Consider the following 24,238-nt stretch of genomic DNA (forward strand, 5'->3'; position numbering starts at 1 on the left):
CGCCCAGCCGTTAGCTTAGCTGCCGCGCTTGGCATCCAGCAGAACATTGTGAAAGCGCTTGGCCCAGCTATTGATCAATTTATCCATATCGTCCCAAGTGATGTTTTTGCCTTGGGGCAGGCTTTCATCCGCTTTGCGGGACGCCACGCCCGCGGCGATCTGGCGGTTGTTAGGGTCGAGGATTTCCATCTCGCCCGTGATCTCCACCACGCGCGGCGACATGCCGGCGGCGGCGCGTCCGGCATTGAAGATGGCCTTGACCGGGATAAAGTCGGTCGGGGTCAGTGCCGGGTCTACCGCCTGGATGCCTGTGATGGCACTGCGTACCCGGATCACGTCCGGCCCCGGCGTATTGACCAGCTGAAAGTCCTGCCCCACTTCCTGCTTCATGGCGTTGAGCATGCCGTCAGCGATGCGTTTGCTGGTGGCAGGGGAAAGATTGTTCACGCTGTATTCCGGGTTGTCGGACAGGATGACCGCCACCGGCTCGAACATGATCTTGTTGTAGGCCTTCCAGTTGGCCGAGCGGTTGATGTAGCGCATCGTGCTGCGCCCTTCGGGCTTGAGCTGCGAATAATTGGAAATAAAGCCCGAGCGCGGCGCATTCTCTACCGATGCGCCATCGGACATTCCTCCGGTCGTACTGCAGGCAGCTGCACCCAGCGCCACCAGACTGACCAATAGGGCCTGTTTCATTTTCTTCATGCCACTCTCCTCATTGCTGTGATAAATCCAGAATCCGCCTGGTTCTGAGCTTTCGTGTCATCGGCCCGGCTCTTGAAGAAAGCCAGACGTTGCCGCACGGATGCTTCATGTATATAGGATGAAAGTGGCGAGTCTTTTAGCTTCGTTGTCTGGCAACCCGTCCATTCCCGCCGCCGGCTGTGCTTTGTCGCAAAAATGCCGCATGCCGACACGCAAAACTGCGCCGCTCATCCCTTTACAGAGTGGGCGGCGCTGGGAGGGTGCTTATGGTGTACCAAGGAAGAGGTAGACGGCGTTCGGCCCCTGTTTTGCGTGGCCATAGCCCAGATACACCGGCCCCAGCGGGGTCTCTCCACCCAGGTAGAGCGTGGCGGATGCCTGCCAACCCTCAAGCTGGCTTTCGCTGAAGCGCCGACCAAAGGTGGCGCCTTCCAGCGCAAGCCCCAGGCGCATGTCGCCGCGTAAACCCAGCGGCAGCTGGCCGATGATCTTTTCGGCCCGCAGCTGGGCAAAGCGCATATCGTCACCGACCAGCTGATCCTGCGCATAACCGGACAGATTAAGGAAGCCGCCCAGTTTTGAGGCCTCGTAGAACGGAACGCTGCCATGCAAGGTCTGGCTGGCCCTGAATTTTCCGCTCACGATCAATGGCCCCAGCGGGGTCGCGCCGGACAGGCTGCCGGAGAGGTTGCCGTAGTTCAGCTGGGGCGAGTCGGAATAGGCCAGTCGCGCGGCCCAGCCCGAGGTCGGCAGGTAGAGACGATCCATCTGGTCAAGGTCCAGTGCCAGATAGGCGCTGCCGAAGTGCTGGTTGTTATTCCCAAGCTCGGGGGTGCCCGTTTCCAGCGCGGCATCCAGCCAGGTCTCGCGCCAGCCCAGCCGCGCCTGACCCAGCAAGCCGATATTGACGCCCACCCCCAGATTGAGCTGGCTAGTTTTGACCCGGTATTCCGCCCGCTTCTGGTTGTCCTGGTAGAAATTGCGCAGCTCGTCGCTGTAGCTTGCCATTGGCTCGACGAAGAAGCGCTGACGCTCATCCAGCGGCTGGTAGAACTCGAAGCCCAGCATATTGCGGTTACCGATTTCGGTGAAGGCAATCATTTCCGCGCCCAGATTGTTCATCCAGGTCTTGTGGTAAGCCGCGCGCAGGCTGTAGCTGGCATTGCCGTCGAAGGTGTTTTCAAGGTTGACCCCGAGGCGCAGGTAATCCGGCCCCCAGCTTTTCTCGACCGGTGTGATGCGCAAGATGGTGCGGTCCCGACTGCCAAGTAGGGAATAGTCGACATGCTCGTAGAAACCATCGCCGTAGACCCTGAGCAGGTCACGCCCCAGCTGCGGCGCTACGCTGCTGCCCGGCTGCTGCTCGATATGGCGGCTCACCACTGCCTTGTTGACATGGGTCATGTCAGCCACCTGCACCTCATCAATGCGGGGTAGTGCCGGTAACTTGGCTTCCAGATGCTGGCGCCATTGCTGGTAGCGCGCCTCGCTCACCGAATAGCGGGCCAGTTTTCCGGCCACTGCCTCTGTGGCGATCCGGCCACGCTCGGCTGTTTCCGCATTGCGTGGAAAGTCGCCTGCGCTGATGCCTTCCAGATCCGGCTGGATATAGATATCGTCGGGTTTGAGTGTTGCGAGCGAGCGGCTGACATTCTGCTCGGTGAGAATATTGACCATCTGTGCCGAGACCGACAGCAGGGAATTGATTTCGTCCGGCTTGAGCAGGGGCGAGCCCACATTCACCGCAATTACCACATCGGGCTGGCAGCGCTCGCGTACTTCGGCGATGGGCACGTTATCGACCAGCCCGCCATCGACCAGCTTGTGGCCGTCTAGCTGTACCGGCGTCATCAGTCCGGGTACTGACATGCTGGCGCGCATGGCCTGGGTCAGGCTGCCTTCGCGCAGTACCACCCGGCTGCCGGTGCCGATATCGGTCGCGATAATGGACAGGGGCAGGGGCAGAGACTGGATCTGCGGCTCACCCCGATCGGCATGCACCAGCTGATTGAAAAACAGCTTGATCTTCTGCCCGGCGACCACCCCGGACTGGTATTGCAGGCCATCTTCCTTGATGCCGGTTTCCGAGCCGGGCAAAAAGCGCTGCGAGATGCGCTTGTTACGGTAGGAAAGCTCGGAAAAGGTCGGATTGTCCTGGAACATGTCGCTCCAGTTGGCCGCAGCCATTTCGTTTTTCATTGTCTGGGGTGTCACGCCGGAGGCATAGGCCCCGGCCACCAGTGCGCCCATGCTGGTGCCTGCGATGCAGTCGACCGGCACGCGCAGGCGCTCCAGTACTTCGAGTACACCCAGATGCGCGGCTCCGCGTGCGCCGCCTCCGCCTAGCACCAGACCGATGCGTGGCGGAGGGGCCTCGGCCTGCGCAAGAGGTGCCAGGGCTAGGCTGATGCAGCAAGACAGCCACAGCATGGAAGTCGGAATTCGTCCTGTCGGCATAGGCGGGCACTCTGCTTAGTTTTTTGTCACACAATAATTACATTATTTAACCTATGAGAATTTTTGCGCATATTTCGACGATGACTGGCGCAGGGGCGCGCCATATCCGCCACCGGCAGTAAAAAGGCGATGTTCCAATGGCGTGTTGGTGCTTGGTGCTGGTGATGGAAGCAGCGCATGCGCCGTCAGGTGTCGCGGGACTTAGGAGGGGGCTTGGGTTTGCAAGGGACTTGTCGCCACTGACTCTTTGCCCGTCCGTATAGGCAACAGCCCGGCAAGCGTAGCCTGCCGGGCTGTTGAATTCAGGCTGGCCATCACATTAGCCCCGGGTCGGGCTGTTGCCAGCATGCAAGCGGGACATGGCCTTACAAGTCGCCGCCTTGCTCCAGCGTATAGCGTGCGCCCCTGTCCTGTCCCAGTGTTGCCACCAGATAGGGCATCACGTCTTTGAGCATGGCCGGCAGTGTCCACGGGGCATTGAGGATGAACATGCCGCTGCCGTGCATGCCGAATCCGTCTGCCGACGGGGACTGCACATCCAGTCGCACATGCAGCCAGTTTTTGGCCGGCAGTTTTTTCATCGCCTCCAGCATGTCGCCGATTTCGCGCCGCGACAAACAGGGATACCACACCGCGTAGACCCCGGTCGAAAAGCGTTTCAGGGCTTCCTTGAGGGCACCCACCACATGCTGGTAGTCGCGTTTGTCTTCATAAGGCGGATCGATCAGCATCAGCGCACGGCGCGGTGGCGGCGGCAAAATAGCCTTGATGCCTTCAAAGCCGTCGCCTTGCTTGACATGCACGCGTCGCCCCTGTTCGGCAAAATTCTCGGCCAGAATGGGGGCGTCGGTCGGGTGCAGTTCGAACAGGCGCAGTTTGTCGCTGCGGCTCATGGCTTCGGCGGCAAACCACGGCGAGCCGGGATAGAGCGCAAGCTTGCCGTCGGGGTTAAGCACGCGCACCAGATCGACATAGCGAGCCAGCGCCTCGGGCAGGTCGGTGCGTTCCCACAAGCGGGCGATGCCGCTCTGGTATTCGGCATTCTTGGCGGCAAAGCCTTCGGTCAGCGAGTAGACGCCGGCACCGGCATGGGTGTCGATATACCAGAAGGGTGTGCCTTTTTGCCCCAGGTAATCGATCAGGGCAACTTCTATCAGGTGCTTGAGCACATCGGCGTGGTTGCCGGCGTGAAAGCCGTGGCGGTAACTGAGCATGGCGGGTGTCTTGTATTTTCAGGGTTCGGATTGTAGCGCAGCAGGCTTAATGCTGCCTGTGCCCAGACTGTCTTGCCAGTTCATGCGCTTGACGAGATGGGCAAATTCGCCGCTAAGCGGGGCGTGCAATTGCAGCAGATGGCCATCGTCGGGGTGGGGCAGGGTCAGCGCACTGCAATGCAGCAGCATGCGTGCAGCGCCTAAGTGTTCGGCAAAGTAGCGGTTGTGTACCCCCTTGCCGAAGGTCGAGTCACCGATGATGGGGTGGGCGATATGCTTCATATGGCGGCGCAACTGGTGGCGGCGCCCGCTGTGCGGCGTGAGCTGCATCAGTGCATAGCGGCTCACCGGATAACGCTCGACCATGACCGGCAATTCTATGGTTGCCAGACGCTGAAAATCGGTTACTGCCGCCTGTGCTTCGCCGCGCGCCAGGTCATGGCGCTTTTCCGCGTCATCGTAACGGCGCGACAGCGCATGGTCGATGCGGCCGGATTCGGCCGGCCAGCCGCGCACGACGGCCAGATAGCGCTTGTCCATGTCTTGCGCTTCGAAGGCTTGCGACAGGCTGCGTGCGGCGTCCTTGTCCAGTGCAAACACCAGTACACCGGAGGTGCCCTTGTCCAGCCGGTGTACTGCATAGACATGCTGGCCGATCTGGTCGCGCAACAGTTGCAGGGCAAAGCGCGTTTCGTGCCAGTCGAGCACCGAGCGGTGCACAATCAGGCCTGAGGGCTTGTCGATGACGATCATGCGCTCGTCTCTATAGAGAATATTCAGCACTGGTTTTCTTTCATGATGCGTGGCGGGCGGCGCTGCAAATGGCCTCGACCGCTCGGTGTTGCAGTTTTTTACGGTTGGCGATGGCCCAGTAGTGTTCGAATACGCCATCGATGGCCCCGACAATGTCGACGGCAAAATGGCCGGTGATGTCGGCGCTGGCAAAAGAAGGCGCCGGAAACAGGCCGAAGCCCTGGCCGCCAAAGGTCTTGAGCAGGGCGCCGTCTTCAAATTCTCCCACCACCCGCACGCGGATATTCAGCGTTTCCAGCCAGTTTTCCACTTGCCCGCGCAGGATATTGTCGCGCGTCGGCAAGAGCAGGGGGGCACCGGCCAGGCTGTGCGGAAAACCGTCACGGTATTGCCCGCATAAATCGTATGTGCCGTAGATATTGACCGGGCAGCGCGACAGCAGATGGGACTCGAACTGCGACTGGGTGCTCATCGCCGGCCGGTCGGCCAGCACCACATCGAGCCGGTGCAGGGTCAGTTCGGTCAATAGTTCGTCAAAGCCCGCTTCGCGGCATACCAGACGTACCCGCTCCTCCATATGCAGCGCGGGCTCCAGCAGATGGTAGCTGACGGTCTTGGGTACTACATCGGAGATGCCGGCGGTCAGGCGTATGGTCTTGTCCAGTGCATCGTCACGCAAGATGTCGCTGAGCTCTTCGCCGAGCAGAAAAATACGTTCGGCGTAGGACAGCGCGGCACGGCCGGCTTCGGTCAGCACCAGATTGCGCCCCTGCTGGTTGAATAGCGCCTGACCAAAGGCCTGTTCCAGGCGCGAGATCTGGCCGCTGACCGTTTGTACGCTCATGCCCAGACGTTCGGCGGCGCGGGTGACGCTGCCTTCACGTGCCACTGCCCAGAAGTAGCGCAGATGCTTGTAGTTCAGTTCTGCTCGCATATGCTTCGAAAAAACAGGATGATTAATCAGTAATTGTCCGATTTTATCATTAAATAGAATGCGCTACTATGACGACAGTGAGTGTGCTGCGCTTTGGGCCAGTCGCTGTTCTGACAAAAAAACAAGAGGGAAAAAAACATGAAACGCGTGTTCTTGCTGATCGCCACCAACATTGCCGTGATGCTGGTGCTGAGTGTCGCGGCACAACTGCTGGGTCTGAACCGCTTTATGACCGGCAACGGCCTGAACCTGACCACTTTGCTCGGCTTTTCCGCGCTGATGGGTTTTGGTGGCGCCTTTATCTCGCTGGCCATGTCCAAGACCATCGCCAAATGGTCGACCCGTGCGCAGGTGATTACCCAGCCGGCCAATGAAACCGAGCGCTGGCTGGTGGGCAAGGTTGCATCGCTGGCCGACCGCGCCGGCATTGCCATGCCGGAAGTCGCCATTTACGAAGGCGCACCGAATGCTTTCGCCACCGGCGCGACCAAAAACAGTTCGCTGGTGGCGGTGTCCACCGGCCTGTTGTCCAGCATGACGCACGAGGAAGTCGAGGCGGTGCTGGCGCACGAGGTCGCCCACATTGCCAATGGCGACATGGTGACGCTGACGCTGATTCAGGGCGTGGTCAACACCTTCGTGTTCTTCCTTGCCCGCGTGGTCGGCTATCTGGTCGATAGTTTCCTGCGCAAGAACGATGAAGAGTCGTCCGGTACCGGCATCGGCTACTTCATCACCGTGATCGTATGTGAAATCGTGTTCGGCATTCTGGCCTCTGTGATTGTGGCCTGGTTCTCGCGCCAGCGCGAATTCCGCGCCGATGCCGGTGCCGCCCGTCTGATGGGCAGTCCGGCTCCGATGGCGGCTGCGCTGCGCCGTCTGGGCGGTATCGAGCCGGGTGCTCTGCCGCAGAATATGGCGGCTTCCGGTATCGCCGGTGGTGGTGGCGGCCTGATGGCGATGTTTGCCTCCCATCCTAGTATTGAAGCGCGACTGGCTGCACTGGGTGCACGCTAAGCAATAACAATCACCAATAAGGATGCTTGCTGTGGAATGGTTTTCGATGTTGTTTGTAGGCTACCCCATCTGGGTGTGGTTGATGTTTATGGGCGTGGTTGCGGCGCTGCTGGCGTTCGATCTGGGTGTCTTACAAAAAGACCAGCATGAAATCGGCGTGGCCGAAAGCCTGAAGCTGTCGGCGTTCTATATCGCCATGGGTCTGGCCTTCGGTGCCTGGATCTGGTGGTACAAGGGCAGCGATGCCGGCATGGCGTATATCACCGGCTATCTGGTGGAAAAATCGCTGTCCATGGACAACGTGTTCGTGATCTCGCTGATCTTTACCAGTCTGGCCGTGCCGCGCATTTATCAGCACCGCGTACTGTTCTGGGGGATTCTGGGCGTGCTGATCCTGCGCGCGATCATGATTGGTCTGGGTGCTGTGCTGGTAGCGCAGTATCAGTGGGTGCTGGTGGTGTTTGGCGTATTCCTGATCTTTACCGGCATCAAGATGCTGGTGTCCGATGATGCACACCCGCATATCGACGACAACAAGCTGTACCAGTGGTTGCGCCGCCATATGCGCTTTACCCCGACCCTGCACGGCGAGAAGTTCTGGGTGCGCGGTGAAGAGCACGGCATGAGCAAGGGCTGGTGGGCGACGCCGCTGTTTCTGACCCTGATTCTGGTGGAAAGTGCAGACCTGGTGTTTGCGGTAGACAGCATCCCGGCCATCTTCGCGATTACGCAAGACCCGTTCATTGTCTACACCTCGAATATTTTCGCAATTCTGGGTCTGCGCGCGCTGTATTTCGCCCTGTCGGCGATGGTGCACCGCTTCCATTACCTGAAATACGCGTTGTCGCTGGTGCTGGTGTTTATCGGTGTGAAGGTTGCGCTGGTGTATTTCAACCAGATCGGCCTGATCGCAATGAAGATTCCGACTCCGCTGTCGCTGGGTGTGACGCTGGCGCTACTGATAGGCGGTGTCGTGTTCTCCTTGTGGAAAACGCGCAACGATCCGCAAAACGTTTAATTCCCTCCAGCGCTGGTAACGGCGCTTTTATCGGGGTGCCTCCTGCAGGAGGTACCCCGTTTTTTTGTCTAATACCAGGCGCGCCACATTTCCCAGCATTCGACTCCCAGCACGATAAACCAGGTGAAGATCGCTACACCAACCGCAGCGGCGGCAATATCTTTGATGGCTTTGATCTTTTCGTTATGTTCAGTTTCGATAAAGTCGCACAGTGCCTCGATGGCGCTATTGAGCAACTCGGCCGTCAAGACAAAAGCGGTGGCGGCAATGACGAATACGCTGTCCATCCAGTCACGCAAAACAATGGACAGCAGCAGAACGATGGCGGACAGCACCAGCTTGTAGGCCACGCTGAAGTCGTAGCGTACGGCATAGCTCAGACCCTCCATCACGGTGCGTATCTTGCGTAGCGGGCTGTAGCCGGGAGTGCCGGTGCCGAGGAATTTGTTTCTCATATTGTTTTTCCTATCCAGTGAATAAGCCCGGCGCACCAGAGCAAGGCCAGTAAAGACCCTGCCAGCACATCGCTGGGGTAGTGTACTTGCAGGTAAAGGCGGGAAACGGCAACCAGACTGGCCATCGCTAGCAAAGCGATGGCCAGAAGCGGAGAGGCCGGATGATGGCGCGTACTCCATAGCAGGGCAAGTACGAAAGCAAAAATCTGGGCGCTGTGTGCGCTGGGAAAAGACGCGCCGACCGGCATCGGGTCGATAATGGCAAACGGTGGCCGTGGCCGGTCAAATAGCCATTTCAGCGCATTGCACCATAGGCTGGCACCGACGAGAGAGGCCAGCGTCAGGGTGCCGGTGGTACGCGTAGCCGGCAATGCCAGCAACAGGCCGCTGGCCGGCAAGAGCAGCCAGAGCGAACCCAGATGGGTGATGCCGCGCCAGAACAGGTCGAGCGCCGGGGTGCGCTGTTGGGCCAGAAGCGCCAGTATGGCCGTGTCGCTATAAGCGCCGCGACTGGCAAGGCCCAGTGTTGTAACCAGCGCTAGCATGGCCAGCCAGCAAAGCCAGCTGCCTATCGGAGGAAGGGGCATGGTGTGATCGGGCTCGCGTAGCGTTTGAAGTGTGAAAAAAGCATGGCAAAAACAGCCCGGAGATTACCCACATAGGTTTGGGCGAAATGCTTATACTATCATTATATTTTTCTCATATTGAATGTGTGCCATGATCGCCCTGATGGAAGCCCACCGTGCCGGCTTGTTTAAAACCCGTGCACAGTGGATCAACAATATTATCGCCGGCGTTATCGTCGGCGTTGTCGCTTTACCGCTGGGCATGGCTTTCGCCATTGCCTCCGGTGCCAAGCCCGAGCAGGGTCTGTATACCTCTATCGTGGCGGGTGCGCTGATTTCCGTGTTCGGCGGCAGTCGGGTACAGATTTCCGGTCCGACCGGTGCCTTTATCGTGATTCTGGCGGCGATTACCGCCAAGTACGGCATTGTCGGCCTGCAGATCGCGACCATGATGGCCGGGGTGATGCTGCTGTGCATGGGGCTGGCGCGCATGGGCGCGGTGATCAAGTTCATACCGGCGCCGGTGATTGTGGGGTTCACTGCCGGTATCGGCGTGATCATCTGGGTCGGGCAGTGGCGCGACTTTTTCGGTTTGCCCAAGGTGGCGGGCGAGCACTTCCACGAAAAGACCTGGCATCTGATCCAGGCCTTGCCCGAGCTGCATCCGGCCACCACCGCGTTGGCGCTGCTGGCTTTGTGCCTGGTGATCTTCACCCCCAAGCTGCCTTATCTCAAGCGTCTGCCCGGGCCACTGGTTGCGATGGTGGTGGCGACGCTGATCCAGTCTGTTTTTCATTTTGACGGAGTTGCCACCATAGGCAGTGCCTTTGGCGGCATTCCGCAGGGCTTGCCCGGTTTTGCCATTCCGTCGGTGACGCCGGCCTTGCTGGTGGAACTGGTCGGTCCGGCGTTCACCATCGCCATGCTGGGTGCGATCGAATCCTTGCTGTCGGCGGTGGTGGCGGACGGTATGACTGGCACCAAGCACAACTCCAACCAGGAGCTGGTAGGGCAGGGTATCGCCAATATCGTGACCCCGCTATTCGGCGGCTTTGCCGCCACCGGCGCCATCGCCCGTACCGCGACCAATATCCGCAACGGCGGCTCCAGTCCGCTGGCCGGTATCGTGCATTGCATCGTGCTGTTGCTGATCGTGCTGTGTCTGGCACCGGCCGCTGCCAATATTCCGCTGGCGGCATTGGCGGCCATTCTGTTTGTCGTTGCTTACAATATGAGCGAAATCCGCCACTTCAAACATATGCTGCGCCATGCGCCGCGTGCCGATGTGGCCATCTTGCTGATCACCTTCGTGTTGACCGTGTTTACCGATCTGGTGGTGGCGGTGAATATCGGGGTGATTCTGGCAACCCTGCATTTTTTGCGCCGAATGGCCGCCTCGGTCGATGTGCATGAAGTCAAGGGCGAGGATCTGACGATGGAGCTCAAGCATCACGGCATTGAGCGCTTGCCGGATGATGTGCTGGTGTACGAAGTGGAAGGCCCGTTTTTCTATGGTGCGGTGGAGAATTTTGCCCGTGTGCTGGGCGTCACCCACACCGAGCCGCGCGTACTGATCCTGCGCCTGAAGCGTGTGCCTTTTATTGACGGTACCGGCTTGCGCTCGCTGGAAGAGGTTTGCCGGAGTCTGCACTCGCGCGGGATACGGATCATGTTGTGTGATGCCTGTCCGGATGTGCGCCATGCGCTGGTCAAGTCCGGTATCGCCCATATGCTGGGTCGTGGCGGCATTTACCGTAAGCTGATTCACGCGGTGCGTAGTAGTCTGTCGCAGACGGATGCCTCGGCGCAGTCATCATGAGTTGTAGGCTGCATGCCTGAAGCCGATCACCGCGCGCAGTTTTTATGCGTGCGGTTTTTTTGGCCCCTTGCGCCCATGGTTTGTTGTTTTTTGAGTGTTTGTTCGTCCCCTGTTTGCACGATCTTTTATGAGCGAATTCAAGCATTGCTTTGCCCCTGTGGTGAATGCCCAGACCCGTATTTTGGTGCTGGGCTCTTTGCCGGGGGATGCTTCGCTGGCGGTTAGCCAGTATTATGCCCACCCGCGCAATGCCTTCTGGCCGATAGTTGCCGCGCTGACCGGCAAGCCGCTGGATACCTTGCCTTATGGCGAACGCCTGCAAGGTTTGCTGGCCTGCGGTATCGGTTTGTGGGATGTAGTGGGCAAGGCGCAGCGGCGCGGCAGCCTGGATGCGGCGGTGCGGGATGTGCAGCGCAACGACTTGGCAAGTTTGCTTGTCTCGCTGCCGGCGCTGGAAGTGCTGGCATTTAATGGTGCGCTGGCGTACAAAACCGCGCTGCGCGAGCCGGGGGTGTATGTGCCGGCTTTGGCGCTGCCATCCACCAGCCCGGCTTATACCGTGGCGTTTGCCGACAAGCTGGCCGCGTGGCGGGTTTTGCAGCCTTATCTGGGCGTTTAATGCCGGGTGGCGAGAGGGCGGGCATGAAAAAAGGACTCCGCAGAGTCCTTTGTTGACCAGAGGCCTGAATCAGGCGAAGTTCTTGGCTACGTAGTCCCAGTCCACCAGCTTCCAGAAGCCTTCCAGATAGTTCGGGCGACTGTTGCGGTAGTCGATGTAGTAGGCGTGCTCCCAAACGTCGCAAGTCAGCAGTGCCTTCTTGTCGGTCGTCAGCGGGGTGGCGGCATTGCTGGTGGAAACCAGTTCGAGCGAGCCATCCGGATTCTTGACAAGCCATGCCCAGCCGGAGCCGAAGGTGCCGGCAGCGACGGCATTGAAAGCCTTCTTGAATTCGTCGAACGAACCCCACTTGGCATTGATGGCATCAGCCAGTGCGCCTTCCGGTGCGCCCTTGCCGTTCGGGGTCAGGCCGAACCAGTAGAAAGTGTGGTTCCAAACCTGGGCTGCGTTATTGAAGATGCCGCCGCTGGATTTCTTGACGATTTCTTCCAGGCTTGCGTCTTCGAATTCGCCGCCCTTGATCAGGTTGTTCAGGTTGGTGATATAGGTCTGGTGATGCTTGCCGTAGTGGTACTCCAGCGTTTCCTTGGAAATGGTCGGAGCCAAGGCGTCCAGGGCGTACGGCAGTTCAGGCAGTTTGTGTTCCATTTATGCTCTCCTTGTTGCTATTTAGACAGTAACATCACCTAATCATACCCGGGCAGTTTACTGGATTTGGGCGTGTCCCGCCAATAGTTGACCAGATAAGTAAAGTAAAGGCTTGCATGACGCATTTTGATGTAATCGTGATTGGTGCCGGGGCGGCCGGCCTGATGTGTGCGGCAACGGCCGGACAGCGCGGTCGCCGTGTTTTATTGCTGGACCATGCGCAAAAACTGGCGGAGAAAATCCGCATCTCGGGCGGCGGGCGCTGCAATTTTACCAATAGCGGCGTGCGTTATGACTGCTATCTGTCGGAGAACCCGAATTTCTGCCGCTCGGCGCTGGCGCAATATACGGCGCAGGATTTTATCGATCTGCTGGCGCGCTACAACATCGCCTGGCACGAGAAAAAGCTGGGCCAACTGTTTTGCGACGAGTCCAGCGAACAGATTATTGCCATGCTGGATGCCGAATGCGGCCTGGGCGGCGTAGAGCGGCGCATGGGCGTGACGATTGGCGAGGTGGCGCGCGACCCGGCCGGGGGCTTTACCCTGCAAACGGCTGACGGCGTATTTGCTTGTGAGTCACTGGTGGTGGCCACCGGTGGCCTGTCGATTCCGCAAATCGGTGCCAGTCCTTTCGGTTACCGTCTGGCCGAGCAGTTCGGTGTGGCGCTGACGCCTTTGGCGCCGGCGCTGGTGCCGCTGACCTTCCATGTAGATGATGCCGCCCGCTTTGCCGAACTGGCCGGCGTATCGCTGGAGGTGGAGGTCAAGGCAGGCAAGGGGCGTTTTCGCGAGAATGTGCTGTTTACCCATAAAGGTGTGTCCGGGCCTGCCATTTTGCAGGTGTCGTCCTATTGGGCGCCGGGCATGGAAATCAGCATCGATTTGCTGCCGGGGCAGGATGCCGAAGAATTGTTGCTCGCGCGTGCCAACAGCGAGCAGCGCGTGGCCAATGCGCTGGTAGAGTGGGGCTGGCCGCGACGCTTTGCCGATGCCTGGCTGTTGGCGCAGGGGATGGATGTGCGTCTGCGTGAACTCTCGCCCAAGACACGCAAGCAACTGGCCGAAGCGATACATCACTGGCGGCTCAAGCCCAACGGCACGCAAGGCTATAAAAAAGCCGAGGTGACGCTGGGCGGGGTGTCGACCCGCGCCTTGTCATCCAAGACCATGCAGGCCAATGCTGTGCCCGGCCTCTATTTTATCGGCGAGGTGGTCGATGTGACCGGCCATCTGGGTGGGTATAATTTCCAGTGGGCCTGGTCGTCCGGCTTTGTTGCCGGCAAAAACTGCTAGAATCCCGCTTTGTTATTTCGCGGCCGGCCGCTGCCGGCTGCACACTTCAAGTGTCCACATGACCGAATCCACCGAGAATTTTGACAGCGAGGCTGCGGCCGTACGCACGCCGCCGCAATCCGTCGAGGCCGAGCAGTCGGTGCTGGGCGGCCTGTTGCTGGATAACAGTGCGTTCGACAAGATCGCCGATGTCGTCAGCGAGTCCGACTTCTATCGTCACGACCACAAGATCATCTTCAAACATATTCTGCGTCTGGTTGAAGTGGCACGCCCGGCCGACGTGGTGACCGTCTCCGAGAGCCTGGACAAGAATGCCGAGCTTGGCAATGTAGGCGGTTTGGCTTATCTGGCGCAATTGGCGCAGAACACGCCGTCGGCCGCCAATATCCGCCGCTATGCCGAGATCGTGCGCGAGCGCTCGGTGATGCGACAGCTGGCCATTATCGGGGCCGAAATCACCGAGTCGGCATATAGCCCGCAGGGGCGGGACGCTTCGCAGCTGCTGGACGAAGCCGAAGGCAAGGTCTTCAAGATTGCCGAGTCGACGGCCAAGGGCAAAAAGGGCTTTCTGGAAATGCCCGGCCTGCTGAAAGAAGTGGTCGAGCGCATCGACATGTTGTACAGCCGCGATAACCCGGATGAAGTCACCGGCGTGCCGACCGGCTTTACTGATCTGGATGCCAAAACATCCGGCTTGCAGCCGGGGGATCTGGTGATTGTGGCTGGTCGTCCATCCATGGGTAAGACGGCGTTTTCGATGAATATTGCCGAGCATGTGGCGGTCGAGCACCATCTGCCGGTGGCAGTGTTCTCCATGGAAATGGGCGGCACCCAGCTGGTGATGCGTATGCTGGGCTCGGTCGGACGGCTGGACCAGCATGTGCTGCGAACCGGCAAGCTGCAGGATGAGGACTGGAGCAAGCTGACATTCGCCATCGGCAAGCTGTCGGATGCGCCGATGTATATCGATGAGACGCCAGCCTTGACTGCGCTGGAAGTGCGCGCGCGCGCGCGTCGCCTGGCGCGCCAGCACGGCGGCAAGCTGGGCCTGATCGTGATCGACTATTTGCAGCTGATGTCGGGCTCGGGGCGCGGCGACAACCGGACCGCCGAACTGGGCGAGATCTCGCGCGGCATCAAGGGGCTGGCGCGGGAGCTGGAAGTGCCGATTATCGCGCTGTCGCAGTTGTCGCGTGCAGTCGAGCAGCGCCCGAACAAGCGCCCGATGATGTCCGACCTGCGCGAATCCGGCGCCATCGAGCAAGATGCCGATATCATCCTGTTTATGTACCGCGACGAATACTACAACCCGGATTCGCCGGACAAGGGTCTGGCCGAAGCCATTATCGCCAAGCACCGTAACGGCCCGACCGGCACGGTGCGGCTGGCCTTTGTCGGTCATTACGCCAAGTTCGAGAATGCCGCCCTGCACGGTGCCAGTGGCTGGGCCGACAGCGACGGTTAAACCAGAGAGAAAGCCGTATGAGTTTTTACGACAAGCATGTGTTCATCTGTTGCAACCAGCGTGCCGCCGGCGAGGACTGCTGCAACAATCATGGTGCCAGCGAACTGCTTGGCTATATGAAGGACAAGGTCAAGACGCTGGGTCTGGCAGGCGAAGGGCAGATCCGCGTCAACAAGGCAGGCTGCCTCGGCCGTTGTGATGCCGGCCCGGTGATGGTGGTCTACCCCGAGGAAACCTGGTACACCTTTATCGATCAGCAAGACATCGATGAGATCGTGGCCGAGCATATGGTGGCCGGCCGTGTGGTGCAAAGGCTGAAGATCTGATGCTCAAGGCGTTGAATAAATTGGTGGTAGCCGGCCCTGTCGGTGCTTTGGACACGCTGTATGTGCCTGCCGTAGGGGCGGTGCAGGGTGTGGCTGTCATCTGCCATCCTAATCCGCTGCAAGGCGGCACGCATAGCAATAAGGTGGTACAAACTGCAGCGCGTGCCTTGTCCCAGATGGGTTACGCCTGCTATCTGCCCAATTTGCGCGGTGTGGGCGAGAGTGCGGGCCAGCATGATTATGGTGTGGGTGAAGTTGACGATGTAATCGCCGTGGCCGAGCATGCGCGATCTGAGCATGGAGATGTTCCCTTGGTGCTGGCCGGTTTTTCCTTTGGTGGTTTTGTCGCGGCCAGAACGCGGGCGCGTATAGAGGCTGACAAGCTGCTGTTGATGGGCGTTGCGGTGGGTAAATATCCGATTGAAACGCCGGCGGTGCCGGCGGATACGCTGGTCATACACGGGGAAGAAGACGAAGTGATTCCGCTCTCCGACGTCTTTAACTGGGCGCGCCCGCAAGCTTTGCCGGTCGTGGTATTGCCCGGTGCCGGCCACTTTTTTCATGGCCGGCTGATTCAACTGGCGGCGCTGATCAAGCGCTGCTGGTAAAAACTTGCTCCGGCATCCCAGCTCAACCGGCCTGCAAGCCCGATCTTGCCGGCCGGTTTTCTTTTTAGATACACAGGCTCTGGCCTGCCTGAGTAGCTGCTTTGGGTTGTAAACTTATTCGGCTTGAAGCGAAAGGGGGGGTAGAGCAGAGGCTGGAAATGAAAAAGCTCCCATGATTCCATCGTGGACTCCTCGGTGATTGCCTTTCGGTTTGATCACTTTGGAGCACTTTGGGCATGAGAGCCTTAGAGTCGTTGAACTTGTGTTGTTATTCAACAACTTACATACGGTGGTGCCGACTACCGGAGACGACTTAAGCATATGATTTTATTGGGAAATGTTATGCGATTGGGTGATTCTGGATTGCTTTGGAGCAGGCGTCAAGAGCTGGTAGCAAGATGCGCTAGGTATTTTGTTGCCTGATTTGGGGAGTAAGTGCGGGAAGGGTATTTGGAGTGAATTTAGACCGCACCGTATCATTTAGAGGCGCGGTCTATTTGATGACTGAACACGTTATTATTGGTTAATCATCAGGGTATGTGGCTATTAATTAAGAAGCTTTTTTGTCACAAATCGGAGTGACTGTGTATGAGCTAGGGCTAATTTTCCAAGCGCCACCACTAATCATGTCAATTGGGATTGTGAAAATGCCAAAATCAATAAAAATACCCAAGAGTGATCTGCCGTCAAAACTTTCTTGAGTCTGGATTGTTACATCTTTGCAGCCTTCTTTGCTGGCTGTAATCGTATATGGTTTTCCTCGCTTCAAGTCAGCGGCTGTATTGTCTAGTCCGCGTGGGGCACCATTGATAGATAATGTTGTTCCCTTTTCGAGGGAGTTAATGCTGACATTATCACTTCCGCCGCTAAAAATAGATGCGCAGCCTGTAATGGATGTGGTGATAAAGGTCGCTGCAATAATATGTTTTATATTTACCATCATGAGCCGCCTAGCTTGTTGAAAATGCGGCGATGGTACACGCAAATGACATTCAACTCAATATGTTAGGTATCAGTACTTATCTAATTTGCGGTGTATTATTAGTCTATATGCTTTATATATGACATTCGTTTTATTTATTTGTAGAATAACATTATTGTTATCAGTAGGTTATGTGCGTGCGCGTATGATTGTTTGGCGGGAAACTTTAAGCTCTCTAGCTGTTTTGGATACATTGCCTTCGTTGACCTTTAGGGCTTTTAATATGGTCTCTACTGGTGTTTCCCGAGGTCTACCCATGTGTTTACCTTCAGCCCTAGCGCGTGCCATACCGGCTTCCCTGCGCTCGGCAATGATCGCCTTTTCCATCTGAGCAAGACCCGCAAGCATGGTCAACATCATCTGGCCTGCTGGTGTGGTCAGGTCGAAAGATTCCCGAAGGCTTATCACAGACACTCCCTTGTTCTTCAGGGTTTCCACAGTCTGTAATACATCAATCGTGTTGCGCCCTAGGCGATCTATGGCGGCCACTACAAGCGTATCGCCGTCTCTCAGATAGTCCAGCATGGCTTTGAACTGTGGGCGCTCAGAGGCTCTTGTAGACCCGCTGATGGCTTCATCCACATACCAGTGATTGCTCTCGACCTTGTAACCCTTAGCCTCGATCTGCATGCGCTGGTTGTCGATGGTCTGGTCATCAGTGGAAACGCGAAGATAAGCGATAGTGGCCATGTGAAGTGCCTTTAGGGTGTTACATAAGATATGCGCACAATAACGTACATGTACACAATTTGCAAAGGTACTTTAGTTCATAGTTGGGGCGCTGTTTATTGGGGTGTCCGTAAGGAGAACCTTTTGATACACCTTGAAGGGCGACTGCCGTGTAAGCATTGGTTCACCTCCATGACCCTGCAAGAGTGCCCTGTCGTGGCCTTATGGCTGACCCTGTAGCGCCCTGTGATGCCATGCTTCCATGACCCTGCAAGAGTGTCTTAGCGGCCTTGGGGTGATCTGATGCCTGCTACTGGTCTACGGCTAGGGGTACAGGGGGGAGTCCTGCGGTCTTCCTACTAGATATGGGTTCAAAGATTTTTCCCTAGTATTTTCAAGGTGACATGCAGGAGGCATGTGTGATCCATGAGTAATTCAGGAGACCTCGTTATATTACTCTCTGACGCTTATTGAAGGCTGCTCTAAGGCGAGGAGATATAATGATGAAATCATCCTCCTGATAAGGGATTCCTTTGAAGACCCTACTATCTGGTCTATGCAATAATTACTATCGGTTTCTATTGTGCTGGTCTTTAGTATGTGGTAAGAAAACAATCACCCTATAGGTGTGTTTAGTTTACTTAAAGGTTATTTCTAGTATTCTCTTTTCTCATTATCATTCGTATCTTTATCCTTATACCTGCTTCCTAGTGCCTTATAGTGCCTTGAAGGTTTCCTTAAGGGTATGACTTGATGGGTCTTCTCCCTTATGTGTTACTTAATTAAATTTCTTCGAAGCCCTTGGAGGTGCTTGTATGTGCTTGACAATCCAAGGGAATTCTGAATATCTTTTTGTTGCCCTTTTATATAGGTGCGCGTAATTAAAAAGGCTGGCCGATGCGGCTTCTAGGGCTAATGTAGTTCTCTATCGAAGCGATCCATAGGGGCGAGATAGTCGAACTCATCATCTTCAGGTATGACCCATTGACATTTATCTAATGTGTTTCGAATGGCAACGGATGAAACTCGTGCAAGTGCTGCCAAATCTCTAGCATGTGCAGGTGATACTTGGAGAAGTTCGGCAACGCTTTCTGAGGTGATAAAGTCAAGACGCATAAGGATTGTCAGTAGGGTATTTTTGCGAATTGGCCGGGTATTTCCTCTAAGGTCGAGATTGCACGCGCCAGTGATTACGTCATCAATGCGGCAGAGGATATGATTTGCTCCGCTAGTTTTAATGATTCGTATGGCCTTAGCCGTATATGTATTGTTGAAGATGATCGGTTTGCGGCCTGCGCCCTTAGGATTCTTGGTGGTGGTCGTTGCGGCTACGGTGATAGTGGTTGCAGTCATTGGTATGAGTTCCCTTAAGTAAGTGATGAGTGAGTTCCTTCTGCCTCATGTGTTACTTAATTCAACCCGTCTCAAATCCCCTCTAATAACCATCCATAAAAACTTGACAGACTGGAAAGGCCATGAGTCGATTTCAGGTCATCCCTTAGATATGTAGGTGCGCGTAATTAACTATCGTCACGGTCGTTGCGCTGCGCTCCTTAGTGACTGGACTAGATCACACGCATACATACAAAAAAAAATCCCCTCAGGGTTTAACTGAAGGGATGGCCGCATGGCAAAGAGGAGAAACTTGCAATGCCAGTGTAGGTAGTGCCCATCCAAAACAAAAGAAATGAAGTGTAAGCAGAAGTACAAGGATGTAATCAAATGTACAGCCACATATCGCCATACGGTTTACCGGCAAGGCCATGGCAGTGCGTAGGTGGTCACCATCGGGCAAGCTAGGGGTATCCTGTAGGGCGATCCCAGCAAATAGACCCTGACCACGCTTGACGACTTCCTGAGTCTTGGCAGCGCCTTCCTGTACCGTTAGGGAGCCTGTAGCGAGTCCTTCAAGGGTGAAATAGGCGTCTATGAAGGTATCCATCATCGCCCACGCTTGGGGAGTTCCTACGGACTTGGAGAGCTTCGCAAGGCCACGGCGAGTAAAGAGAACAACGCCTTGGCTGGAGTATCTGAAAAGTTCTAATGTCTCTATTTGAGACACAAGCTTTGCCGTGGTATGAGGAAGGCCAGCGGCTCGCGCTTCAACTGCATTAATCTTAATAAAATCAATACCTTGCATGAATTTATGTTGATTGCGGCCAAAATTAACTGTAACAGCGTGAGGTTTGCACCCTAGTAATTCAGCGAGCGCCCTAGTAGTCAGCACTGGCTGCCCCTTGTAAGTCACTTGCGGCAGGGTTACAGAGTTCACGGTGATCGCCTTGAGGTTGTTTAGGGGGCGTGCATGTGGTTGATCTTGGTGCGCTTCAAAATGAATCTTCGTGGCTTTATCGGGTGGTAGACCACAAACATTCAAATCAGCGCACCTGCGCCCTCAGGTTATGCGCGTGTTCGCCATGCTTCGAAAGGTTCCAAGATATCGCTACTGAGGCTGGGTAACTTGGAGAGTTCTTCGAAGGCCATCATGGGGTCAATGCCCTTGCTGTAGCGGCCATAGGTCATGTCATCCATGCTGTGTCCTACAAGGCGCTTGAGTGTAATCGGCTCCACCTTGGCTCTTTCCATGTTCGTGGTGAACGAGTGTCGGAGGGAGTGGAAGGACAGGTTGTCACCCTTTACGCCTGCGCGTAGGTACATGCTGTGCGATTTATCGGGGTGACCGTTAAACCAGTTGGAGACCATTCCCCCGTACCCGTTGTGGGTCATCTTCAGCTCCATAAACAGCCTGGAGTTTCCCTGCATGGCTGCTTCAAGGGCGTACTCGACCAGTCCGAGGCGCAATAGCTCAGGGTGGATTGGGACGATACGGTCTCCGGCCTTGGATTTTGTTTTCTTGGTGCCATCGTTCTGCTGGCAAATGTCTATGCACCACACATCATCCACCTTTCGAATGTCCTGAGGGCGCAGAGAAGCTATCTCGTTGACCCTCGCGCCTGTGTAGTAGCCCAGCAGGGGAATCCAATAGTGGAACTCCTGCAAGGTTGCTGTGCCCCGTTTGACGGGCTTCGGGGTACGTTTGTCAGCTATGCATTTGAAGATCAGGCGCAAGTCATCATTGGTGAAGGCATCCCGTTCTTCGGAGGCTTTGCCGGTATCTGCCTTGCCTAATCCTTCTGCAAGGTTCTTCTTGATGAGACCGTTTATCTCTGCCCACTTGAGAATGGTCGATAGTCGGTTCGTGTGCTTGTTCTGTGTGGTAATGCTCATTAGGGCGCTGGGGGCGTGTTCCATTAGTGCAAGCTGCATGAGGTCACTTACATCTGGGAATCGCTTGCTGGCCTGAGCAGGGAAGTTGCTGATTAACTCCGATACACGCACAAAGTCCTTGCGGGTCAATGTATCGACCGGCTGGGGAGGGACGAGGGCAATCAGTACCCGAATGGCTGCTTCGGCTTCAAGCTCGCTCTTGTCAGACCATTTGCCCTTCAGCTTTTGCTCGCCGATATATTGCTCGGTCAGTTGGGCAAAGGTATAGCCGTCTGCTTGGTCGCTGCTAGGGCTTGATGCATGGGCTATAACCGGTGCTGGTGCTTGTTGTGGTGCTGCTGGTGTATAGGCTTCAAGAAGCTCCTGAAGTTGCCCTGATACCCCTTGGGTGGCGAGTTTGACCATAGGTATGGCGTTCCCGTCCATCTTGGCTTTCATGGCCTTGAGGTATTCCAGTTGAGCGTGCCACTTGATGAAGTCTTCAGGCTCCCCTGTGCCATGTTGTATGCGCTGAAGGACTGACGTATAGACTTCTTGGACGGAGTGCGGGTCTTCGTGCTCATCCGTTATGCAGGTGCGAAGGGTGTCTTTGGCGTCTTCCCGAAGCTCCCTAAGGATTTCTTCTAGTCGTTGCTGGCTATTTCTGCTGGCAGGCATGGTCGTTGCAGTAATGAATCTTGCGGATAAGGATCTGCTTATTTTACTGGAAAGACCCTTGGCAGTCCTACGGTCGCCTGTGCGAAGACTCAGGGTGACTTCTCCAAGTCTCGGGAAGACCTGTCGGAAATAGTAGGTAGAGCCGCGAAGTCTCAGGTGCTGGGCGAACTCATCGGGCTTGAAGCTGAGGGAGGGGAGGTCATTGGTGCTGCTGGCGCTGCTGTTTTGACCAAATGAAAAAGCTCCCATGGTTCCATCGTGGACTCCTCGGTGATCGCCTTCCGGTTGGATCACTTTGGAGCACTTTGGGCATGAGAGCCTTAGAGTCGTTGAACTTGTGTTGCTATTCAACAACTTACATACGGTGGTGCCGACTACCGGAATCGAACTGGTGACCTACTGATTACAAGGCAGTTGCTCTACCAACTGAGCTAAGTCGGCTTAGGTGAAGAATTATGCCCTGATTTTTTTTATTTGGCAAGCCTGGTAATTGTTTTATTTTTTCTGGAGTTTGCTCTTGTTATGGGTCTTGGCATTTGCCAGCTTCTTTTTGCTGCCTTTGGTCGCGCTGGCGAGCTTGCGTTTGCTTGAGGTCTGGTTTTTTTTGAGGGTGCTTTTTTTGTGTAGCGAAGGCTGTGTCTTGCTGCTTGCTTTCGTTGCTGTAGTACGTTTTTTGCTGTTTACATGCTTGCCTGTACGCAACTGGGCAGGCTTTTTTGCTTTGGCATTGCGCGTGTTGATGTTGCGGGTTTTACTGGCTTTGTGTTTGTTAGTAGCCTTGCGAGTTAGGGAGGGGCTGGGCTTTTTTTGCGGGGTAGTGGCACGTTTTGTGCTGTACGTCATTGGCGTATCGCCCGGCAGAGGGAGGTCTTCTGCTTGGGTGGTAAAGGGGCTTAGTAGGGCGAGCGAAATAAGAGCTGTAAAAAAAGTACGGGGAAGCATGGAAATGGTGATATTTGAGTGAATGTTGGAATGTTATGCCAATGCATTGTTATGTGATGGACACGTTGTTATAGTAACACGCAGGGCCGTTGCGCTCTGTTATGTTACCAAACCTGAGGGGGCATAGAAGATGAAGCAAACAAGAAGAAGTGTTCTGGCAACCTTGTTGATGGGGTCGCTGTTTCTGGTAGGTTGTGGTCAGAAACAGGATGCTCAAACCCAAGGTGGCGCAAGCGAGCCACAAGCGAGCACCGAAGTGAAAACCTATGTGGTGGGGTCCGATGCGGCGTATGCGCCCTTCGAGTTCCAGAACGATAAGGGTGAGGTGGTCGGTTTTGATATGGATGTGCTGAATGCGGTTGCTGAAAAAGGCGGATTCAAGGTTAAGGTCATCAATACGCCATGGGAGGGTATTTTTGCCACGCTGGAGCAGGGAGATCGCGACATTATTGTTTCCTCGGTGACGATTACCGATGAGCGCAAGCAGTCGATGGATTTTTCTTCGCCTTATTTTGAGGCGCGCCAGTTGATTGCAACCGGCAAGGGCGGGGAAACGATCAAGTCCTTTCAGGATCTGAAGGGCAAGAAGGTTGCCGTGCAGACGGGTACGACCGGCGACGAGGTGGTGCAAAACCTGCTGGGTAAGACCAGTGTCGATATCAAGCGCTTCGAGAGTACGCCGCTGGCACTGAAGGAGCTTGAGAACGGTGGTGTGCAGGCTGTAGTCGGTGACAATGGCGTGGTGCAAAACTATGTGTCCAATAACCCTGCCAGTAATCTGCGCATGGTTGAGGATACCCAGAGCTTCCAGCCGGAGTTTTACGGTATGGCGGTGAAGAAGGGTAATCAGGCTTTGCTGGATAAGCTGAATGCAGGCATTCAGGCTATCAAGTCTGACGGGACGTACGACAAGATTCACGCCAAGTACTTTGGTGCCAAGTAATTAGGTTTGAGGGCCGGCATGGTGTTTGTGCCGGCCTGTACACTCTCGGAGAAGAGTATGGAAATGCGTTGGGGCATGATTGTTGAGTACGCACCGCTGTTTATCGACGGCGCTGTGATGACTCTGGTTATCACCTTGATTGCGGTGGTATTTGGTAGCCTGATCGGCTTGTTTATGGGGATGGCGCGTCTGGCATCGGCGCCGCACGGTTTTGCCCGGTTTTTCCTTGAGTACTTTGTCAAATGGCCGGCCACGGCTTATGTGACCTTTTTCCGTGGCACACCCTTGTTTGTCCAGATCCTGCTGGCACATTTCGCTTTAATGCCGGCCTTGATCCATCCGGTTGATGGTCTGCTGATTGATGGAGATCTGGCGCGCGAAATCCGTCAGAACTACGGGGCTTTCATTTCCGGTTTGCTGGCACTGACGCTGAACGCGGGTGCGTACATTACCGAGATTTTCCGTGCAGGTATCCAGTCCATAGACAAGGGGCAGGTCGAGGCTGCGCGTTCGCTTGGGCTGACTTATGGTCAGGCTATGCGCTTTGTGGTCGTGCCGCAGGCGTTTCGCCGTATGTTGCCGCCTTTGGGGAATGAGGCGATCATGCTGCTTAAGGATTCGTCGCTGGTGTCTGCCATTGGTCTGGCCGAACTGGCTTTTGCTGCGCGTACGGTAGCGGGCGTGTACTCGCGCTATTGGGAGCCGTACCTGACCATCTCGTTTATGTATCTGGCGCTGACCATGTTGATGGCCTGGGGCTTGTCCCGGCTGGAAAAACACTATCAGCTCGCCTCGCGCTGAGCCAACTGCGTCATTGTTGCACCCGGGCCGGCCTTGCGCTGGCCTTTTGCTTGGCTGCGGCATGCGTCAGGGGCGTTGCCATGGTAGAATGACCCTCTATTGCCATCAAAAGAAGAC

The 24,238-nt window shown here is 56.1% G+C and carries 24 protein-coding genes and 1 tRNA gene; 10 read left to right on the top strand and 15 right to left on the bottom strand.

All coding sequences use genetic code 11. The features are described 5' to 3' along the window. Positions 1-15: 15 nt before the first annotated feature. The 5 genes from GQF02_RS07900 to GQF02_RS07920 all read right to left on the bottom strand — a co-directional run bounded on the left by GQF02_RS07900 (position 16) and on the right by GQF02_RS07920 (position 6,063). Complete coding sequence (locus tag GQF02_RS07900; RefSeq protein ID WP_160796196.1) at positions 16-705, bottom strand: DUF3313 domain-containing protein; 690 nt, start codon at positions 703-705, stop codon at positions 16-18. A 264-nt stretch (positions 706-969) separates the two neighbouring features. Beyond that, positions 970-3,162: a patatin-like phospholipase family protein gene (locus GQF02_RS07905; RefSeq protein WP_160796198.1), complete on the bottom strand. Its 2,193-nt coding sequence runs from the start codon at positions 3,160-3,162 to the stop codon at positions 970-972. Between the two features lie 365 nt (positions 3,163-3,527). Next, a complete protein-coding gene (locus GQF02_RS07910) occupies positions 3,528-4,376 on the bottom strand; it encodes a 23S rRNA (adenine(2030)-N(6))-methyltransferase RlmJ (RefSeq protein WP_124735819.1) in 849 nt (282 codons plus the stop codon). Between the two features lie 18 nt (positions 4,377-4,394). After that, positions 4,395-5,159 (bottom strand): pseudouridine synthase, encoded by a 765-nt coding sequence (locus GQF02_RS07915; protein ID WP_160796200.1) that lies wholly within the window; start codon positions 5,157-5,159, stop codon positions 4,395-4,397. A 10-nt stretch (positions 5,160-5,169) separates the two neighbouring features. Beyond that, positions 5,170-6,063, bottom strand: a complete 894-nt coding sequence (locus tag GQF02_RS07920) for a LysR family transcriptional regulator (RefSeq protein WP_160796202.1) — start codon at positions 6,061-6,063, stop codon at positions 5,170-5,172. Positions 6,064-6,201: 138 nt separating this feature from the next. Here GQF02_RS07920 and htpX point away from each other — a divergent pair, with 138 nt between their 5' ends. Together htpX and GQF02_RS07930 are read left to right on the top strand one after the other, a co-directional pair. Further along, entirely contained in the window at positions 6,202-7,080 is an 879-nt protein-coding gene (gene htpX / locus GQF02_RS07925) for a protease HtpX (RefSeq protein ID WP_160796204.1), read from the top strand. Between the two features lie 46 nt (positions 7,081-7,126). After that, positions 7,127-8,098 carry a TerC family protein gene (locus GQF02_RS07930; protein WP_235930112.1) on the top strand — a complete coding sequence of 324 codons (972 nt, stop codon included), beginning with the start codon at positions 7,127-7,129 and terminating at the stop codon, positions 8,096-8,098. Positions 8,099-8,166: 68 nt separating this feature from the next. Here the strand turns inward: GQF02_RS07930 and GQF02_RS07935 are convergent, their stop codons facing one another. Both GQF02_RS07935 and GQF02_RS07940 read right to left on the bottom strand, forming a co-directional pair. Further along, entirely contained in the window at positions 8,167-8,553 is a 387-nt protein-coding gene (locus tag GQF02_RS07935; protein WP_124735824.1) for a diacylglycerol kinase, read from the bottom strand. Beyond that, positions 8,550-9,140 (bottom strand): phosphatase PAP2 family protein, encoded by a 591-nt coding sequence (locus tag GQF02_RS07940; RefSeq protein WP_160796208.1) that lies wholly within the window; start codon positions 9,138-9,140, stop codon positions 8,550-8,552. Before GQF02_RS07940 ends, GQF02_RS07935 begins: the two co-directional genes overlap by 4 nt. Before the next feature lie 130 nt (positions 9,141-9,270). Here GQF02_RS07940 and GQF02_RS07945 point away from each other — a divergent pair, with 130 nt between their 5' ends. Together GQF02_RS07945 and GQF02_RS07950 are read left to right on the top strand one after the other, a co-directional pair. After that, positions 9,271-10,938: a SulP family inorganic anion transporter gene (locus tag GQF02_RS07945; RefSeq protein ID WP_160796211.1), complete on the top strand. Its 1,668-nt coding sequence runs from the start codon at positions 9,271-9,273 to the stop codon at positions 10,936-10,938. A 127-nt stretch (positions 10,939-11,065) separates the two neighbouring features. Further along, the gene (locus GQF02_RS07950) at positions 11,066-11,557 is read left to right on the top strand and encodes a DNA-deoxyinosine glycosylase (protein WP_160796213.1); all 492 of its coding nucleotides are present in this window, start codon (positions 11,066-11,068) and stop codon (positions 11,555-11,557) included. A 69-nt stretch (positions 11,558-11,626) separates the two neighbouring features. Here GQF02_RS07950 and GQF02_RS07955 read toward each other — a convergent pair whose 3' ends face one another. Beyond that, positions 11,627-12,205: a superoxide dismutase gene (locus GQF02_RS07955; protein WP_124735828.1), complete on the bottom strand. Its 579-nt coding sequence runs from the start codon at positions 12,203-12,205 to the stop codon at positions 11,627-11,629. Between the two features lie 116 nt (positions 12,206-12,321). Between GQF02_RS07955 and GQF02_RS07960 the strand changes: the two genes are divergently transcribed. Genes GQF02_RS07960 through GQF02_RS07975 form a run of 4 tightly spaced genes read left to right on the top strand, consistent with a single transcriptional unit; the run spans position 12,322 to position 15,899 of the window. Beyond that, a complete protein-coding gene (locus GQF02_RS07960) occupies positions 12,322-13,500 on the top strand; it encodes a BaiN/RdsA family NAD(P)/FAD-dependent oxidoreductase (protein ID WP_124735829.1) in 1,179 nt (392 codons plus the stop codon). A gap of 58 nt (positions 13,501-13,558) precedes the next feature. After that, positions 13,559-14,965: a replicative DNA helicase gene (gene dnaB / locus GQF02_RS07965; protein ID WP_124735830.1), complete on the top strand. Its 1,407-nt coding sequence runs from the start codon at positions 13,559-13,561 to the stop codon at positions 14,963-14,965. A gap of 17 nt (positions 14,966-14,982) precedes the next feature. Next, positions 14,983-15,291, top strand: coding sequence for a (2Fe-2S) ferredoxin domain-containing protein (locus GQF02_RS07970; RefSeq protein ID WP_160796215.1), 309 nt, complete (start codon positions 14,983-14,985; stop codon positions 15,289-15,291). After that, positions 15,291-15,899: an alpha/beta hydrolase gene (locus GQF02_RS07975; RefSeq protein ID WP_160796217.1), complete on the top strand. Its 609-nt coding sequence runs from the start codon at positions 15,291-15,293 to the stop codon at positions 15,897-15,899. The genes GQF02_RS07970 and GQF02_RS07975 overlap by 1 nt, the downstream gene beginning before the upstream one ends. 550 nt (positions 15,900-16,449) lie before the next feature. Here GQF02_RS07975 and GQF02_RS07980 read toward each other — a convergent pair. The 7 genes from GQF02_RS07980 to GQF02_RS08010 all read right to left on the bottom strand — a co-directional run bounded on the left by GQF02_RS07980 (position 16,450) and on the right by GQF02_RS08010 (position 22,377). Next, positions 16,450-16,842, bottom strand: coding sequence for a hypothetical protein (locus GQF02_RS07980; protein ID WP_160796220.1), 393 nt, complete (start codon positions 16,840-16,842; stop codon positions 16,450-16,452). Between the two features lie 168 nt (positions 16,843-17,010). Then, a complete protein-coding gene (locus tag GQF02_RS07985) occupies positions 17,011-17,571 on the bottom strand; it encodes a recombinase family protein (RefSeq protein WP_160796222.1) in 561 nt (186 codons plus the stop codon). An 891-nt stretch (positions 17,572-18,462) separates the two neighbouring features. Continuing rightward, positions 18,463-18,903 (bottom strand): hypothetical protein, encoded by a 441-nt coding sequence (locus GQF02_RS07990; RefSeq protein WP_160796224.1) that lies wholly within the window; start codon positions 18,901-18,903, stop codon positions 18,463-18,465. A 247-nt stretch (positions 18,904-19,150) separates the two neighbouring features. Then, positions 19,151-19,822: an ORF6N domain-containing protein gene (locus tag GQF02_RS07995; protein ID WP_160796226.1), complete on the bottom strand. Its 672-nt coding sequence runs from the start codon at positions 19,820-19,822 to the stop codon at positions 19,151-19,153. Positions 19,823-19,950: 128 nt separating this feature from the next. Next, positions 19,951-21,684: a site-specific integrase gene (locus GQF02_RS08000; protein ID WP_160796228.1), complete on the bottom strand. Its 1,734-nt coding sequence runs from the start codon at positions 21,682-21,684 to the stop codon at positions 19,951-19,953. A 116-nt stretch (positions 21,685-21,800) separates the two neighbouring features. Next, positions 21,801-21,876: transfer RNA gene (locus GQF02_RS08005), tRNA-Thr, on the bottom strand. Positions 21,877-21,930: 54 nt separating this feature from the next. Further along, positions 21,931-22,377, bottom strand: a complete 447-nt coding sequence (locus GQF02_RS08010; protein ID WP_124735833.1) for a hypothetical protein — start codon at positions 22,375-22,377, stop codon at positions 21,931-21,933. 130 nt (positions 22,378-22,507) lie between these two features. Between GQF02_RS08010 and GQF02_RS08015 the strand changes: the two genes are divergently transcribed. Both GQF02_RS08015 and GQF02_RS08020 read left to right on the top strand, forming a co-directional pair. After that, on the top strand, positions 22,508-23,320 hold the full coding sequence (locus GQF02_RS08015) for a basic amino acid ABC transporter substrate-binding protein (protein ID WP_124735834.1): 813 nt from the start codon (positions 22,508-22,510) through the stop codon (positions 23,318-23,320). A gap of 57 nt (positions 23,321-23,377) precedes the next feature. Further along, positions 23,378-24,121 (top strand): amino acid ABC transporter permease, encoded by a 744-nt coding sequence (locus GQF02_RS08020; protein WP_124735835.1) that lies wholly within the window; start codon positions 23,378-23,380, stop codon positions 24,119-24,121. Positions 24,122-24,238 lie beyond the last annotated feature (117 nt).

The organism is Craterilacuibacter sinensis (genome assembly GCF_009831765.1).
Taxonomy (GTDB): Bacteria; Pseudomonadota; Gammaproteobacteria; order Burkholderiales; family Chromobacteriaceae; genus Craterilacuibacter; species Craterilacuibacter sinensis.